Annotated in this window: 11 protein-coding genes; 6 read left to right on the top strand and 5 right to left on the bottom strand. The window is 66.6% G+C overall.

The features are described from left to right. The first annotated feature begins 131 nt into the window (after positions 1–131). From eccD to NI1_RS12815, 5 genes are read left to right on the top strand one after another with little or no spacing between them, the layout of a single operon-like run. Positions 132–1,607: a type VII secretion integral membrane protein EccD gene (gene eccD, locus NI1_RS12835; protein WP_067819001.1), complete on the top strand. Its 1,476-nt coding sequence runs from the start codon at positions 132–134 to the stop codon at positions 1,605–1,607. Further along, positions 1,604–3,049, top strand: coding sequence for a type VII secretion-associated serine protease mycosin (gene mycP, locus NI1_RS12830; protein WP_067818998.1), 1,446 nt, complete (start codon positions 1,604–1,606; stop codon positions 3,047–3,049). Before eccD ends, mycP begins: the two co-directional genes overlap by 4 nt. A gap of 17 nt (positions 3,050–3,066) precedes the next feature. After that, positions 3,067–7,077, top strand: coding sequence for a type VII secretion protein EccCa (eccCa, locus tag NI1_RS12825; protein WP_067818994.1), 4,011 nt, complete (start codon positions 3,067–3,069; stop codon positions 7,075–7,077). A gap of 11 nt (positions 7,078–7,088) precedes the next feature. Then, a complete protein-coding gene (locus tag NI1_RS12820; RefSeq protein WP_067818991.1) occupies positions 7,089–8,228 on the top strand; it encodes a serine/threonine-protein kinase in 1,140 nt (379 codons plus the stop codon). A 43-nt stretch (positions 8,229–8,271) separates the two neighbouring features. Next, entirely contained in the window at positions 8,272–10,071 is a 1,800-nt protein-coding gene (locus NI1_RS12815) for a serine/threonine-protein kinase (RefSeq protein ID WP_067818988.1), read from the top strand. Between the two features lies 1 nt (position 10,072). Here NI1_RS12815 and NI1_RS12810 read toward each other — a convergent pair whose 3' ends face one another. The 5 genes from NI1_RS12810 to NI1_RS12790 form a co-directional block, all read right to left on the bottom strand. Beyond that, the gene (locus NI1_RS12810) at positions 10,073–11,662 is read right to left on the bottom strand and encodes a serine/threonine-protein kinase (RefSeq protein ID WP_067818984.1); all 1,590 of its coding nucleotides are present in this window, start codon (positions 11,660–11,662) and stop codon (positions 10,073–10,075) included. A gap of 6 nt (positions 11,663–11,668) precedes the next feature. Then, the gene (locus NI1_RS12805; protein ID WP_067818982.1) at positions 11,669–12,928 is read right to left on the bottom strand and encodes a DUF7373 family lipoprotein; all 1,260 of its coding nucleotides are present in this window, start codon (positions 12,926–12,928) and stop codon (positions 11,669–11,671) included. A gap of 9 nt (positions 12,929–12,937) precedes the next feature. Then, on the bottom strand, positions 12,938–14,155 hold the full coding sequence (locus tag NI1_RS12800; RefSeq protein WP_157535086.1) for a DUF7373 family lipoprotein: 1,218 nt from the start codon (positions 14,153–14,155) through the stop codon (positions 12,938–12,940). Between the two features lie 69 nt (positions 14,156–14,224). Continuing rightward, on the bottom strand, positions 14,225–14,926 hold the full coding sequence (locus NI1_RS12795; protein WP_084523084.1) for a GNAT family N-acetyltransferase: 702 nt from the start codon (positions 14,924–14,926) through the stop codon (positions 14,225–14,227). Next, complete coding sequence (locus NI1_RS12790; protein ID WP_067818976.1) at positions 14,923–15,762, bottom strand: GntR family transcriptional regulator; 840 nt, start codon at positions 15,760–15,762, stop codon at positions 14,923–14,925. Before NI1_RS12790 ends, NI1_RS12795 begins: the two co-directional genes overlap by 4 nt. 178 nt (positions 15,763–15,940) lie before the next feature. On the opposite strand from NI1_RS12790, the gene NI1_RS12785 reads away from it, so the two are divergent. Next, complete coding sequence (locus NI1_RS12785; protein ID WP_245663188.1) at positions 15,941–16,447, top strand: DUF4254 domain-containing protein; 507 nt, start codon at positions 15,941–15,943, stop codon at positions 16,445–16,447. Positions 16,448–16,465 lie beyond the last annotated feature (18 nt).

Here is a 16,465-nt window from a genome sequence, read left to right as displayed (position 1 = left end):
GAACCTGGTTAGGCTTTCGTTCACAATCCCACCCCGTACCCGTGCGATCGCACAGGTGCGGTCAGTCGGATACATTATGGTTAACCGCCCTAGGCGGGCAACTGTTGGAGAAGTCAGGAGCAGTTCAGCACGTGACCGCACAGTCGCTCGGCGGCCTCGGAGCCACCGAACCCGAATTGTGCCGAGTGTCCGTCATCGGGGGGAACACCCAGCTCGACGTCGGGCTGCCGGCAAACACGCCGATCGCCGCATTCATCGACGATCTCGTGAAGCTCATCGAATCTCGCGACCCGGAGCCACTGGGCAGCGAAGAGGGGGGAACACCACTTCAGCCACAGCATTGGACGCTGGCCAAATTGGGACGCGACATGATCGCGCCCAGCCAGACGCTCAATGACGCCGAGATCTACGACGGCGAACTGCTCGTGCTGCGCGCGGTCGCGGCCAAGGAGTCGCCCGCGCTCTTCGACGATGTGATCGATGCCGTATCCCGGCTCACCGCAGAAGAATTCCGCGGCTGGTCGCCCGGCGCGGCGCGCTGGACCGGATTGGTCGCCGGCGCGGTGGCGGTGCTGATGGCACTGCTGCTGGGCGCGGCCTCACGCGGCAACGGCGATGATTTCGTCGCGCCCGCCATGCTGCTCGGCGGCGCGGTGGCGGCCCTGGTGGCCGCCATGATCGCCAAGCGCAAGTACGGCGACGAACTGACCGCCTCGGTGCTCACGCTCTGCCTGCTGCTGCTCACCTTCGGCGGCGCGGCGCTGGCCGTGCCCGGCGATATCGGCAGTCCGCATCTGATGCTCGGCGCGACGGCCACGCTGCTGGTGGCGGTCGTCGGATACCGGGTGATCGGGGCCGGCGCCACCATCGTGGCCGCGGTCGTCACCCTGGTGGTGCTCGCGGGCGGTGCGGCGGCGGTCCGGGTGATCTGGGACGCGGGCACCGTGAAAATCGCTGCCGGCGTGCTCATCACCTCCATCCTGTTGCTGTCGATGGTGCCGCGGCTGGCCGCCATGCTGGCCCGGCTGCCGGTTCCGCCGGTGCCGACGGCGGGCGCGGCCATCGATCCGGCCGATCACGAACCGCGGCCGACCATCGAGGGCATCGGGGCGATCGGCGCGACGGTGCTGCCGTCCGCGCACGGCCTCGGCATGCGCGCCCGCATCGCCAACCAGTTCCAGACCGGCATGGTCATCGGCAGCGCCGCCGGTGCGGCCTTCGGAGCGGTGGCGGCGGCCGATCCGCTGGGATCGCCGCGCTGGCAGGGCATCACGCTCGCGGTGGTCGTCGCCATCATCCTGTGCCTGCGTGGTCGCGCCTTCGCCGACCTCACCCAGGCCGCCACCCTGATCGCCGGCGGCTGCGTCACCTTCGTGACGCTGCTGGTACTGCTGGCGCTCGCGGATCCGGACATGCCGCTGCTCTCGGCCGGACTGCTGCTCGCCTTCGCGGTGGGCGCCATCGGGTTCGGGGTCATCGGCCCGCACGTCGAGGTGACCCCGGTGACCCGGCGCTTCAACGAGATATTCGAATACGGCCTGATCGTATCGATCGTCCCGCTGGTGCTCTGGCTCATGGACGTCTACTCGATGGCGCGGAACATATGAGACGGAAGCGCCACGACTGGGCCCGGATCGCCTGCGCCACAACCATTCTCGGATCGGCACTGCTGGGGCCGGTAGTACCGGCCTCGGCGCTGCCGGTGCGGACCGTCACGCCGCCGACGGTGGATCTCGGCGCGCTGGGGGAGGCGCAGGCGCTCAGCGGCAAACCGGCGCCGCAGCAGCCCACCGAGAAGCACGCGCTCTGCAACGAACCCATGCTCAGCGGGTCCGCGCCCAAGGATGAGCCGTATTCGCAGGGCGTGCTGAACCTTTCCGCCGCATGGCAATTCAGTCGTGGGGCGGGGCAGAAGGTCGCGGTCATCGATACCGGGGTGAACCGGCATCCGCGACTGGCCGGCCTCGAAGCCGGCGGCGATTTCGTCTCCGGGGGTGACGGCACCGACGAGGATTGCGATGGGCACGGCACCTTCGTGGCCGGGATCATCGCCGCACAGCCCAGCCCGGACGACGCCTTCGTCGGGGTCGCGCCCGAGGCGTCGATCCTGTCCATCCGGCAGGTCAGTGACCACTACAAGGTCAAGGGTTCGAGCAGCGACAAGACGCCGGGCAGCATGAGCACCCAGGGCTACGGCAATGTGACCACGCTCGCGGCGTCCGTGGTGCGGGCCGTGGATATGGGCGCGACGGTCATCAATATCTCCGAAGTGGCCTGCACCACAGCGGGTTCCGAGACCGCGGACGGTGCGCTCGGGGCCGCGGTGCGGTACGCCTACGAACGCAATGTCGTGGTGGTCGTGGCCGCGGGCAATGTGGATTCGTCGAGCGGGTGCGCGGCACAGAACGACGAGAACCCGCAGAACTCCGAGAACAGCTGGAAAAAGGTCAAGACGGTGGCCAGCCCGGCCTGGTTCAGCAAATACGTGCTGGCCGTCGGCTCGGTCGACCGCAATGGCAGTCCGTCCAGCTTCACCCTCTACGGTCCCTGGGTCTCGGCCGCGGCCGTCGGCACCAATATCATCGGGCTGGACAGCAAGCCCGGCGGGACCGGACTGGTCGACAAGGCGCTGACCTCGAACGGCTGGCAGCCCATCGGCGGCACCAGTTTCGCCGCGCCCTATGTCTCCGGCCTGGCCGCGTTGATTCGCGCCAAATATCCGGAGATGTCCGCGCAGCAGGTCATGGACCGGATCACCCGCACCGCGCACGCCCCCGGCACCGGGCGCGACGATCGCGTCGGCTACGGCCTGATCGATCCGCTGGCCGCGCTGACCGCGCAGCTGCCGGACAAGCCGGTCACCGCGGGCTCCGATCAGGCGCGCGCCTTCCCCGAACCTCCCAAACCCATCGGGCCGCCGCGACTTCCGCGACTGGTGGCCATCGTCGGCTCCATCGTCTGTCTGTCCGCGCTCGGAATCGGTCTCGCCCTGTCGATTCCGTTCCGACGCCGGCGCCGTGACGACGAGCTGCCCGACCTCGATTCGTAAGAACCGGAGAAACATTCATGGCCACCGAAGGTTTCGTACGCCGGCCCCGCATCGCCCCGCCGCGCGCGCCGGGCGGTGAGATGGCGTTGACGCCGCCGCCGGAAATCCCACGCGCGGTGGCGGGTTCGCTGCTGACCAAGCTCATGCCGGTGGTCATGGTGGTCGCCATGATCGGCATGGTCGCCATGATGGCGATGATGGGGCGCTCGATCCTGAGCAACCCCATGATGATGATGTTCCCGATGATGATGATCATGTCGATGGCCGGCATGCTCATGGGCCAGCGCGGCGGCAACAAGAGCGCGGCCGAACTCAACGAGGATCGCAAGGACTACTTCCGGTACCTGGACCAGACGCGGCGCGAAGTGCGGCGCACGGCCCAGAAGCAGCTGGAGACGCTGGTGTGGAGTCATCCGGAGCCGGCGGATCTGCCCTCGGTGGTGGGATCGCGGCGGATGTGGGAGCGGCGGCCCAACGATCCGGACTTCGGGCATGTGCGGGTCGGCATCGGCACGCACCGGCTGGCCGCCAAGCTGGCGCGGCCGGAGACCGGTCCGCTGGAGGACCTGGAGCCGGTGTCGACCGTGGCGCTGCGGCGGTTCGTGCGCACCCATTCCGTCGTGCACGAGCTGCCGACTGCGGTGTCGCTGCGGGCTTTTCCCGCCATCAATGTCGAGGGTCCGGCCGAGGATGCCCGCATGATGGTGCAGAGCATGCTGATGGAGCTCACGGCTTTCCATGGGCCCGACCATGTTTCGGTCGCCATCGTGTGCGCCGAGCCCGATTCCGATGCTTGGGCCTGGGCGAAATGGCTGCCGCACCTTCAGCATTCGTCGGCACGGGACGGTATGGGCGCGGCGCGCATGATGTACGGCTCGCTCGGTGAGCTGGAGACGGCATTGGCCGATGATCTGCTCGAACGCGGGCGGTTCATGCGCAATCCGCAGCCGACGCAGGGGCGGGTGCACCTGGTCGTGGTGATCGATGACGGCTACGTCAGCGGTAACGAGCGGCTGATCAGCGAATCCGGTCTGGATGCGGTGACCGTGATCGACCTCAGCGCCAGTGAGAACTCGCTCGCCGCGCGGCGTGGTTTGCAGCTGGTCGCCGCTGGCGGCGAGGTGTTCGCGAAAAGCGCTGCGGGCACCGAGAAGTTCGCCACCGCCGACCGGGTGACGCTCGCCGAAGCGGAAGCCTTCGCGCGCAGTCTGGCTCGCTATCGGATCGCCACCGCGGCGCAGATCGTGAGCCTCGGCGACAACACCACGACCACCGATCCGGGTTTGATGGCGTTGCTGAAGATTCCGGATGCGGCGCAGATCGATCCGGCCAAGGTGTGGCGGCCGCGTGCCGGGCGGGAGCGGTTGCGGGTGCCGATCGGCGTCACGCCGGACGGTACGCCCGTCGAGATCGATATCAAGGAATCGGCCGAGAACGGTATGGGCCCGCACGGGCTGTGCATCGGCGCTACCGGTTCCGGTAAGTCGGAATTCCTGCGCACCCTGGTGCTTTCGATGGTCACCACGCACTCGCCGGATCAGCTGAACCTGGTGCTGGTCGACTTCAAGGGTGGTGCGACCTTCCTCGGCCTGGACCCGCTGCCGCATGTCGCGGCGGTCATCACCAACCTCGAGGACGAGCTCGCGCTCGTCGACCGTATGCGCGACGCGCTGGCCGGTGAGATGACGCGGCGGCAGGAATTGCTGCGCTCGGCGGGCAATTTCGCCAACGTCAACGATTACGAGAAGGCGCGGGCGGCCGGGGTACCGCTGGATCCGCTACCGGCGCTGTTCGTGGTCATCGACGAGTTCTCCGAATTGCTGTCACAGAAGCCGGATTTCGCCGACCTGTTCGTCATGATCGGCCGGCTCGGGCGGTCGCTGCACGTGCATCTGCTGCTGGCTTCGCAGCGGCTCGAGGAGAACAAGCTGCGCGGTCTGGATGCGCACCTGTCCTATCGGATCGGTCTGCGTACCTTCTCCGCCAACGAATCTCGGGCCGTGCTGGGTATCACCGATGCCTATCATCTGCCCGGTGTTCCGGGCTCCGGTTACCTGAAGAGCGATGCGTCGGATCCCTTGCGGTTCAACGCCACCTACGTCTCCGGGCCCTATGTCGCGCCGCGCGCCACCCGGCAGGCCGACGGCAGTGCGCTCGTCGAAGCGCCGCCGCGCAAGTTCACCGCGGGGCCGGTCGAGGTGCTGGCGTTGCCCGAACCGGAGCGGCTGGATCCGCTGGACCTGCTGCCGCCGCCGCCCTCGGTCGACGAGGGCATTCCCGACAGCCTGCTCCAGGTCGTGGTGAAACGTCTGACCGGGCACGGGCGGCCGGCGCACGAGGTGTGGTTGCCGCCGCTGGACGAATCGCCCACCGTGGACATGCTGCTGCCGGATCCGGATTGGCGGTCGTCGGTCAACCGGCACGGTCAGCTGTGGATGGCCATCGGCATCATCGACAAGCCGTACGAGCAGCGGCGGGACGTGCTCACCATCAATCTCGCGGGCGCGCAAGGCAATGTGGCGGTGGTCGGCGGCAAGCTGTCCGGTAAGTCCACCGCGCTGCGCACCATCATCATGGCGGCGGCGGCCACCCACACGCCCGAGCAGGTGCAGTTCTACTGCCTCGACTTCGGTGGTGGTTCCATGGCCAGCCTGGCCGGGATGCCGCACGTGGGTTCGGTCTCCAACAAGCTCGACGTCGATCGCATCCGGCGCACCGTCGCCGAGATCGCGACATTGCTGCGGCAGCGTGAGGAGCGGTTCGCCGAGCTCGGCATCGAATCGATGGCGGAGTTCCGGCGGCGCAAGCATGCCGCGCTCTCGCAGGGCATTCACGATGATCCGGTGTTGCAGGACAAGTTCGGTGACGTCTTCCTCGTCGTCGACGGCTGGGGCGTCATTCGCGAGGAGTTCGACTTCCTGGAAGGGCAGATGAATGCCTTTGCCGCCCAGGGTCTTTCCTACGGCATCCACTTGATCATCGCCGCCAACCGGTGGGCGGAGATCCGGCCCGGCGTCAAGGATATGACCGGCACCCGCATCGAGCTGCGGCTCGGTGACCCCTCCGACTCGGAGATGGGGCGCAAGGTGGCGGTGAACGTGCCGGTGAATCAGCCGGGCCGCGGTATCACCGCCGATCCGCTGCACATGCTGATCGCATTGCCGCGCTTGGACTCCGACACCGATCCGCAGACCCTGGCCGCCGGTGTGTCCGACGCGCGCACCCAGATGGAGGCCATGTACGGCAACCGGCGCGCGCCCGAAGTGCGCATGCTGCCGCTCAACATCCCGCGCGAGCAGGTGCTCAACCTGGCCGGCAAGCACGGCATCCAACAGGGCCCCACCAAGGTCGTCATCGGCATCGGCGAGGCCGAACTCGCGCCCGTCGCACTGGATTTCGCCGCCGAACCGCACTTCATGGCCTTCGCCGACATCGAATCCGGCAAGACCACGTTCCTGCGCAACCTGATTCGCGGCATCGCGGAGAACTCCAACTCCCAAGAAGCCCGCATCATCCTCATCGACTACCGCCGCACCCTGCTGGGCACCCTGGAAGGCGAGCAGCTCGCCGGCTACTCCACCTCCTCGCAAACCTGCGCCCCCATGATCAAAGAGGTCGCCGGTTACCTGGCCAACCGAATCCCCGGCGCCGACATCACCCCCCAGCAGCTGCGCGAGCGCAACTGGTGGACCGGCCCCGAAATCTACGTCGTAGTAGACGATTACGACATGGTCACCACCGGCGGCAACCCCTTCGGCCCCCTGGTGGAGCTCCTCCCGCAAGCCCGCGACATCGGCCTGCACCTGGTCGTCACCCGCATGATGGGCGGCGTCTCCCGAGCCCTCTACGACAACGTCCTCGGCACCATGAAGAACCTCTCGGTAGCTACCCTGCTGATGAGCGGCCCCCGCGACGAAGGCAAACTCATCGGCGACCTGCGCCCCATGAAACTCCCCCCGGGCCGCGGCATCCTCTGGACCCGCGCCGGCGACCAGATGATCCAAATCGCCGACCTCCCCCCGGAATAGGTCGCAGCCACGTGATAGGCCCCGGCACCGTCCTAGGCGGCTACCGCATCGAACGCGCCCTCGGCAGCGGCGGCATGGGCACGGTCTACCTGGCCCAGCACCCCGCCCTGCCGAGGTATGACGCGCTGAAAGTTCTCTGGCCCCATCTCGTCTCGGACGTCGAATTCCGGGCCCGGTTCGAACGTGAGGCCAAACTGGCGGCGACGCTGGACCATCCGAATATCGTGGCGGTTCAGAACAGGGGCGAGGATGAGGGTTGCCTGTGGATCGCTCTCCAATACGTTCCCGGCACCGATGCCGCGACTGCCGCCGAGCGTGATCCAGCAGGGATGACACCCGAGCGTGCGCTGCGCATCGTGACCGAGATCGGCAAGGGACTCGATCACGCCCACCGCCACGGCATGCTGCATCGCGACGTGAAACCGGCGAACTTCCTTCTCGCACCGCAAACGCACGGCGAAGAACGCGTGCTGCTGGCAGATTTCGGCATAGCCAAGAGCGCGGACGGCAATACCGAGCTGACACGGACCGGCACCTTCATGGCAACCGTCGCGTACGCGTCTCCGGAGCAGCTCTCCGGCGGGCGTCTCGACGCCCGCAGCGATATCTACAGCCTCGCTTGTTCCTTTTATCGCCTGCTCACCGGGCAAACTCCCTTCCCAGGAACACAGCCCCTCGAGGTGATGCTGGGGCATATCAACGAGCCTCCACCGCAGATCAGCACGGTGCGTCCGGAGCTGAACCCGGCCCTGGACGAAGTCATGAACCGGGCACTGGCAAAAGACCCCGCTCGCAGATTCGCCAGCTGCCTCGAATTCACCGACGCCGCGGCGGCAGCCCTCGCCATCCCCAACGCGAGAACCTTGCCGACCGTCCGAAACGCCTCCGCAGCACCCAGATTCACGAATGCTTCAGCTGCTCGTGCCGCGGCGAGAGCCGCACAGAAATCGAATCGATCTCCGGCTCAACGGTACGAATCGGTGGAATCGAGCAGCTTCGGCAAGAAGGCCGCCGGATTCGTCATCCTCACGATCCCAGCTCTCGTAATTCTGGGTATGGCAGCCAACGGCAATCGATCCGACGACTCACCTCAGCAGACTTGGACAACCACCCCCGCCACGAGCACCCACCCACCCACGACGCGACGCTGAGGACCACGGTTCAGATGGGCAGCAGTATCAGGAAGGATCCGGAGTGAACATCGGTCCCGGTACCGTTCTCGGTGGTTATCGCATCGAACGCGCCTTGGGTAGCGGCGGCATGGGCACGGTCTACCTCGCCCAGCACCCTGCCCTGCCTCGCTACGACGCGCTGAAGGTGTTGTGGCCGCATCATGCGAGCGATGCCGAGTTTCGGGCGCGGTTCGAGCGGGAGGCGAGACTCGCTGCGACGCTGGATCATCCGAATATCGTGACGGTTCATAACAAAGGGGAGGACGAGGGCTGCCTGTGGATTGCCTTGCAGTACGTGCCGGGTACCGATGCCGCGACCGCGGTCGAGCGGGATCCCGCGAGTATGACCGCGCGGCGTGCGCTGCGGATCGTCTCCGAGATCGGTAAGGGGCTCGATTACGCCCACCGCAGTGGCATGCTGCATCGCGATATCAAACCCGCCAACTTTCTGCTGGCTCCGCAAGATCACGGTGAAGAGCGGGTGTTGCTCGCGGATTTCGGGATTGCCAAGCAGTCCGACGGGAACACGGAACTTACTCGTACCGGTACGTTTCTCGCCACCATCGCCTATGCCTCGCCGGAACAACTATCCGGAGGGCAGGTCGATGCGCGCAGCGACATCTACAGCCTGGCCTGCTCGTTCTATCGCCTCGTAGCCGGGCAGACTCCCTTTCCGGGAACACAGCCGCTCGAGGTGATGATGGGGCACGTCAATCAGCCTCCGCCACGTTTGACCGCGCTGCGGGCCGATTTGCCCGCAGCCGTGGACGCGGTCCTGTCCCGGGCGCTGGCGAAAGATCCGGCGGAACGCTATCGCAGCTGTGAGGAGTTCACCGAGGCCGTCGAAGCGGCGCTGGCGAGTGGATATCCGCGCAGTGCGCCCACCGTCCGAAACGATTCGCCGGTCTCGCAATTCGCGGGTCTGGCCGGTGGTAGAGCGGCAGCGGAGCGGGCCGCGCAGCGTGCCGAAGAAGCCGAGGCCGCCGCACGCGCGCAACGAGCGGCGGATGAGGCAGCGAAGGTAGCGCAGCGACGAGCGGTCGCCGAACGTGGTGAGAACGCGCATGGCTCCGTGTCCTCGCTGGCGCGACTCGCACAGGAACGTGCCGCACTCCGGGAGCGTCAGCAGCCATTACTCACGCCGCTCGAGAAGCCGCTGTTCGCGTCGCATCGGATACCCGCGATGCCCCGGGAGGAGCCGTCGGCGTTCGTCCACGGTACGGAGCAGAGTTCCTCCCGGCGGCGGCTCGCCATCGGAATCGGGGTCGGCGTGCTGGCCGTCACGATTGTGTTGTTGTACCTGGTGGGCCGGTCGGGAGGGGGTGACGCGCAGCCTGATTGGTCGGGGTGGCAGTCATCGCCCGCCTCGTTGACGACGACAATCTCCAGTGCGGTGGCCCAAGCGGCTCCTGCCGGGATGCAGAACCCTTGCGATCTTCTCGGTGACCGTGGCAATCCCGCTTCGGCCTTCGGGCTCGGGAGTGTCGAACTGCCCAGCAGTACTGCGGATCAACGTCGTTGTGATTGGCGGGAACTACAGCAGGGGAGTGCGTCCGGCGCAATTACGTTGTCGACGGCCCCAGCACCCGTCGAGGCGGGATCACAATCCATGCGTGTGGCGAATGCTGTTACCGCACAGCGGGTTCGCACCTCGGCGGACACCGGTCGAAGCTATGCGACGTGCGCCGTCGTTTGGCCGACCGCCGGTGGACACGTTCGGATCGAGATGAGTAACCACTTCGCCCCGACCGTCACGCTGGATGATCTGTGTGCCCGGGCCGAGGAACTCGCCGATGCCGTCTACCCGAAGATCCGATCCTGAGCTACTTCACGCTCTTGCGGAGGACGGGGACGAGTTTTTCGAGGAGGATGCGTTCGGATTGGTCGGTCCAGTTGCGGAGGGCTTCTACGGCTGCGGGGTCGTCGAGGACCATGACGGAGGCTCGGCGGCTTTGGACTACGTTGGGGAGGTTTACCAGGCCGCCGCCGCCGGAGGCGGTGTCGCTGCGGACGGCCAGGAGGTAGCCGGAGTCGATTTGGTCCAGGGCGGAGGGTTCGTAGCGGATTATTGGGCGGGGGGTGGGTTCGTCGGATTTGGTGGTGCAGGCGGGGTGGTAGACGAAGCCCAGGTTTTGGAAGAAGGTGGCTTGGGGGCTGGGTTTGAGGTGTAGGGCTACGGTGGCGTTGTAGCCGGAGGTGCCGGAGATGTCTACCGCGGCAATGGTTTTGCCTTCGAAGGCGGGGTTTTGGCGGCGGGCTTCCTCGGGGGTGGTCGGGGCGGAGGTGGGGGTGGGGGTGGCGCTTTGGGTGGGGGCGGCTTGGTCGGTGGGGGTGCCGCGGGTGGACCAGATGCCGATGCCGGCCGCCAGTGCGACCGCGACGGCTGCTGCGGCGGCGGCGATCCAGATTCGTTTGCGGTTGGGGCGGCGGGCCGGGTTGAGGGTGGTTTGCTCGGTCGCCGCGGATTGGGTGTGATCCCTTGGCGCGGCGGGTCGGGGGCCGGTGCGCTGGATTGTGCTGGTGTCGAGCGGGATTCGGCCGGGCAGGGTGTGCATGGTGAGGCCCGAGACGCCGAAATGCATGGCGGATTCGAGGGCTTTGGTGAATTCGTGGCAGGTGTCGAAGCGGTGCTCCGGGTCCTTGTCCATGGCCACGGCCAGCACTTCGTCCAGGGCGGGCGGCAGGCCGGGCATGACGGCGGAGATGCGGGGCGGGGGTTCGGTGAGGTGGGCCATCATCACCATGGCCGGCTGGGCGCCGGGGTAGGGGTTGCGGCCGGTCGCCAGTTTGAAGAAGGAGCAGGCCAGGCCGTAGATGTCGGAGCGGTGGTCGAGGTGGCCGCCGGTGAGTTGTTCGGGGGCGGCGTAGGCGATGGTGGCGACGAAGCTGCCGGCCTGGGTGAGTTCGCTGGTGTCGGCGGTGGATTTGGCCACGCCGAAGTCGGTGAGCAGCACCCGTTCCTCGTCGCCGTCACCTTGGGAGAGCAGGAAATTGGCGGGTTTGATGTCGCGGTGCAGCAGGCCGCGACGGTGGGCGTGATCGAGACCGCGGCCGACCTCGCCGATGATGCGCAAGGCCCGATGCGGGGTCATCGACCGCGGGTCGGCCTTCATGGCGGCGTCGGCGTCGACACCGTCCACGTACTGCATGGCGATCCAGAGTTGCCCGTTCTCCTCACCGCGGTTGTAGACCGAGACGATATTCGGATGATCCAGGGCGGCCGCGAGATTGGCTTCCCGCTGGAAACGGGTGCGGAATTCGGCATCGGCGGAGAATTGCGTGCTGAGTACCTTGATGGCGTCCCGTCGCGGCAGGGCGGGATGTTTGGCGAGATAGACGGTGCCCATGCCGCCCGCGCCGAGGACGCGTTCGATGTAGTATCCGCCAATCACGGAACCCGGTCCGATACTCATGTCTCTCTACATCCATTCGGCATTGGCGAGCAGTGCGTATTGTGCGGCGGCGCGCTGATGCGCGTCCGTCAGCTGATTGCTGGCGACGAGAGCGACATAGCGGCTGTAGCGGACGACGCACCGGAAGCGTTCGGTGGTTTTGGGATCGGCGGCCTCCTCGCATATGACATCCGGGACACCTTGGGGTGCACTAGCTTTGTTCTTAAAACTGCCGGTGATAGCGGTCGTCAACGACGCGGCGGCACCGGCGTCGCGGGCGCGCAACAACAGCGCGCCGCCCTTGGCCTGGGAGACGAAATCGACACCGGACGGGTCGAGCATCGCTCGCCAGCGATCCTGTTCGGTGACCTGGTGCAGGAATCCGCGCGCGGTGAAGACCCATTCGGTATTGACGGCCGGATCGGGGCTGTCCTTGGGGTGCAGGGTGCGCCGGAACATGCCCTGCGAATCGTAATCCTGGCGGACCATATCGCGCGCGGTCAGCGGCGGTAGCTGATCGAGCAGCGGCAGCTGCACCGAAACAGCCTGTTGCGCCAGGGCTTTCAACTCCGCCAGTTCGGGCGAAGGCTTCTGGATGAAGACATTGATCAGATAGTTGCCGTGCGCCAGCGTGACGCCCAGGCTCGGAATCCCCGGCCGCCAATGGCCTTTCGCCTCCGGATACTTCTCCAGCGTGACCGCCTGATTGGCGTCGGCGGCCACCGCGAAGTCGGCGGCCTCGATATCGGCGGCGATCTTGGCGGCCGATTCGGCGTCCGGGAATTGCAGCACGACGATATTGACGCTGGTGGTCTTGGCCGAATTGCTGCCGTCGGTGCGATTGGCTTCCCGCTGCACGGTCTTGTCGCGGGTGCCGGGATCGGTGTCGGCCGCGGCCATGCTGAACCCGAACATCATATTGCTGCCGTTGATGATCGGAGTATCGACGGCGGCCAGCACATTGCCGACGTTCTCGGCCGTGGTGATGCCGTAGCCCTCGCGCCCGTATTTCAGGTTCGGATCGATCTCCGCGCCGGTGGCGACGAAACCGGCCAGACGCATCGCGCCGAGTTCCTTGCCCTGATACACCTTGTGCGAATACTGGGCCCGATAGTCCAACGGGAGCACCGAATATTGGCCGACATCGAAACGGCGGATATCCGGTTCACCGGCGGCGGGACTGCCGGAGACCGACGGCCCGCACGCGGTGGCGCCGGCGACCGCGGTGAGGGCGACGGCGCAGGAGAACAAGCGCCGGACGGCCGGAGTGGTGCGAAGGAATGCCATGCGCTCGCCTTACTTACTGTTCGCCAGAATCGCGTACTGGGCCGAAATGCGTTGCTGGGCTTCCGATAATTGCGACGCCCAGGCAAAACCCACATACCGGTCGTATGCCACGTAGCAGTAGTAGGGAACCGCCGCCCGGATCGGACCCCGGTACTTCTGACAGCGAGCGCCGGGCAATCCCTTAGGGGCCTCGGCGGCGACCATGTACTTGTCGCTGGTCACCTCGGACAGGTAGCGCTTGGCCGCGGCCGCATCACGGGTGCGCACCAGTTGCGTCGCGCCGTAGCTGACCCGATCGACACCCGCGCGTTCATACATCGCTCGCGTGCGCTCGGGGAATTCGGCGAAATGCAGGTCGGTGGTGGCGTCATAGACACCGGGCGGCTGTTCGTACGAATCGCCCTCGGGTCTGGTCAGGGTCCGGTACAGCATCTTGTCCGGATCCAAGTCGCGCTGCGAGAACTGGTCGACGGCGGTGGGCCGGAAGGCCGGCACCTTTTCGGCAACCACCCGGATCGCGTTCTCCGCCAGCCCCAGCAGCTTGTCCGGGTCGGTGATGCCCAGCTGTCTGTCCTCCGGACTGTCGACGAGCGGCACGATCACATACTTGCCGGTCGCATACCAGCCGGCCAGTGCTTTTTGCTCGGCGTAGAAACTGAAGGTGGTCTCCGGATACTTACCCGACCGCACCGGGGTGATCGCCTCGGGCCGCCCGGTGTTGTTGTAGAAGCCGCGCGCGGCCAGCGCGGTGGCCGCGGCCGTCGCCTGCGCCTCGGTCTGGAAGAGCAGCACCGACACCGACATCGAATTGCCGATGGCCTGATCCGTCTCGGATTGGCCGGTGCTCGCGAAGCCGCCGACGAATCCGGGTGCGTCGGTATCGAATCCGGTCTTGTCCAGGTAGGAGAACATCGGGCTGAGATAGCCGTCCCCGGGGCCGAGGAAGGCGTGCACGATCTCCTGCCGGTTGACCTTCATCGACGGGTCGATCGCCGAGGTCAGCGGTACGACCGTGCCGAGCGCCTCGGCCTCGAAGAACCGCCCCACGAACTGATGGTTCTTGGGCTCGAAGGCTTTGGGCTGGGTGGCGTAGCCGCCCACCTCCAGCTGACCGAGCTCCACCACCGGATCCGCCGTGGCGCCGGAGTCCAAACCGCAGGCCGGCGCACCGGCGACCAGCACCGCCGTCAATGCCAAGGCCGACCATGCCCGCGAAAATGTGCGCACGAAAAAGCGCCCCCGCCCCTAGGTCCACTCCGTTCCCCGATGTGGATGCCGAACTACTTGCCGGGGAGTCTAACCAAACGTTCGGTTTCGGGTGCGGCCCAGGTCGAGCGCCGCGACGGTGGCGTCCGCGCGATCACCGGTCCGGCGATCCGCGAGCACCGTCCGCCGGCCCGCGACCGCGCCCTGGTGCCCCGGGCCGAGCACGTGGACCGGGTGGGAGACCCCGGTGTCCCAGCGGGTCAGGCAGGGCCAGCTGTCGGTGCGGCGTTCGAACAGGGCGGTCGAGGGGCCGGTGGCGTCGGGCCCCGCGATGCGCGCCAGCCGGAAGCCGGCGCGCCGATAGTATTCGTGCAGAGCGGTATTCGTGGTCCAGGCATCCAAACGCACCCAGTCCCGGTGCTTTTCGCGCGCTACCGCACCGGCGTGCGCCAGCAGCGTCTGGCCGATGCGGTTTCCGGCGAAGCGCAGATCCACGATCATGAAGTGCACGATGACCGCGTCGGCGAGCTCGGCCGGCGACCAAAGCCCTTGATCGGCACGGTCGTTCACCGTGATGGTGCCCGCGGGCTCGCCGTTGACCTCCGCGATCCAGGTCTCCCCGTCCCGCACCGAGCGCGTCACCGCCCGGGCGAAGAGCTCGATGGGGAGTCCGCGCCCGGCCCGGGTCCATTGATCACTGCCGCGGGCGGCCAGCCAATGGGTGCGTTGCAGGCGGAACCTGGTGATGGTTCCCAGATCGGCGAGTCGGGCCGGGCGGACGTGCGGAGTCATGGCGAACTGGGTAGCAGGGAACTCTCGAAGGAGTGGGCATTGGCCGGTGGCGGCGGCGAGCCGAGGGTCTTGCGGATGATCTCCGTACCCAGGTCGTCGCCGAGCTCGTAGGCCAGGCGATTGCGTGCGGCCGTGGAGCGGTGCCGGGTGACCCGGGTGATCCGCTCGTGGTTCGCACCGATGCGCAGATGGTCCAACAGCACTGTGCCCGGGCCGATCCCGAGGATGACGGCCTCCTCGGCGGTGGCCGGCCGGGCGACCACGGTGTCGCGGTGCGCGGTCTCGGCGAAGCCCCGCTCGGCGAGTCGCCGGGTGGTGCCCTCCGGGATGTCGTGCGGGCAGTCGATGCCGGTCGCCTCGGCCAGGTCTCTGGGGTAGAAGCTGACCTCCCAGGACCACGGCTCGTTGTCCAGGTACTGCATGATGGTGCGCGATACCACCCATTCGTCCTTTTCCACCCCGAGCCAATGCGCCACCTCCGGACTGGCCGGTTCCATGCGGGCACTGAACTGCTTGGACGGCTCTCGGCCGGCCGCGAGCGCGATCTCGACGAAGATATCGCGCGCGGTCCGGGGTCGGTCCGGCCGAATCGGGCTGGTGACAACGGATTCCAGCACTTCCCGGCTGCGCACGATGGTGCCTCTGGAAGTTGCCGTGTAGACCAGGTTTTCGGCGACCAGGAGCTGAATCGCATTGCGAGCCGTGGTGATCGAGACCTGCATCTGATCGGCCAGCTCGTTGTGACTCGGTAGTCGATCGCCCGGTTTCCATTTGCCGGCGCGGATCTCCTCGCGGAGGAGGTCTGCGATCCGTTGGTATCTCGGACCGTCCGCCATCTCGCTCCTCGGTTGTTGCTTCAAGGCCCAGAAGTCTACTCCCGGGGGCCTACTGCCGTGTAAGGCTTGACAAGCGCATTCCGAGGTTTATTGTAATGAACGTCCTGAATGCGGTGTTGTTTTACGTCGATGAAGTCGAGGCAACGTGGCAGGTTCGGAGACATCGAATACGGTTGTTGTGGCACTGCCCGACATGTCCCCTTCGTATGGGGACGTCGAGGCGTCGTCATTGGTCACCGGTCTATTACCGACCTCCGACCTGCTCCTGCGCGCATGCCGCGGTCACCGCGTCATCGGCGGACCCTTGCTGTGGTTCGCTCATGACCTGGCCGTACTGCATGAGCGCAGGCTGGTCGGCCGCGGCGGCACCGGCCCCGACACCGATCCGACGTCGATCATCGAAAACAAGCGCCGCCGAATCGAATTGGTAATGGCCATCGACGACTGGATCGTGCGCTCGGTTCCCCAGCATCGGCTGGGTGCGACCTTGCACACCGAAACAGTCGGTTCGGTCATCGATCGATTGGCGGAGGCTTCCATACGCGCGCATCACGCGTTGATGACCCTTGACGCGAATGATGAAGTGCTACACGGTGCTTGGCACCATTTGGCTGAATTGTCCGACGCTTACGATGATCTCGTACGCGACGTGCTGGCCGGACGGCGACGCCTACCCGCGTGGTGATGACCTCCGGCGCGCTCC

The organism is Nocardia inohanensis NBRC 100128 (genome assembly GCF_001612945.1).
GTDB classification, from domain to species: Bacteria; Actinomycetota; Actinomycetes; order Mycobacteriales; family Mycobacteriaceae; genus Nocardia; species Nocardia inohanensis.
Note: the sequence above shows the minus strand (reverse complement) of the source record. Positions and strands in the feature narration are given on the sequence as shown.

What these genes read in the sequence shown, in the direction of transcription:
- mycP (WP_067818998.1), top strand. Translation starts at nt 1,604, where the DNA reads ATGAGACGGAAGCGCCACGACTGGGCCCGGATCGCCTGCGCCACAACC.
- eccCa (WP_067818994.1), top strand. Translation starts at nt 3,067, where the DNA reads ATGGCCACCGAAGGTTTCGTACGCCGGCCCCGCATCGCCCCGCCGCGC.
- NI1_RS12810 (WP_067818984.1), bottom strand. Translation starts at nt 11,662, where the DNA reads ATGAGTATCGGACCGGGTTCCGTGATTGGCGGATACTACATCGAACGC.
- NI1_RS12805 (WP_067818982.1), bottom strand. Translation starts at nt 12,928, where the DNA reads ATGGCATTCCTTCGCACCACTCCGGCCGTCCGGCGCTTGTTCTCCTGC.
- NI1_RS12795 (WP_084523084.1), bottom strand. Translation starts at nt 14,926, where the DNA reads ATGACTCCGCACGTCCGCCCGGCCCGACTCGCCGATCTGGGAACCATC.
- NI1_RS12790 (WP_067818976.1), bottom strand. Translation starts at nt 15,762, where the DNA reads ATGGCGGACGGTCCGAGATACCAACGGATCGCAGACCTCCTCCGCGAG.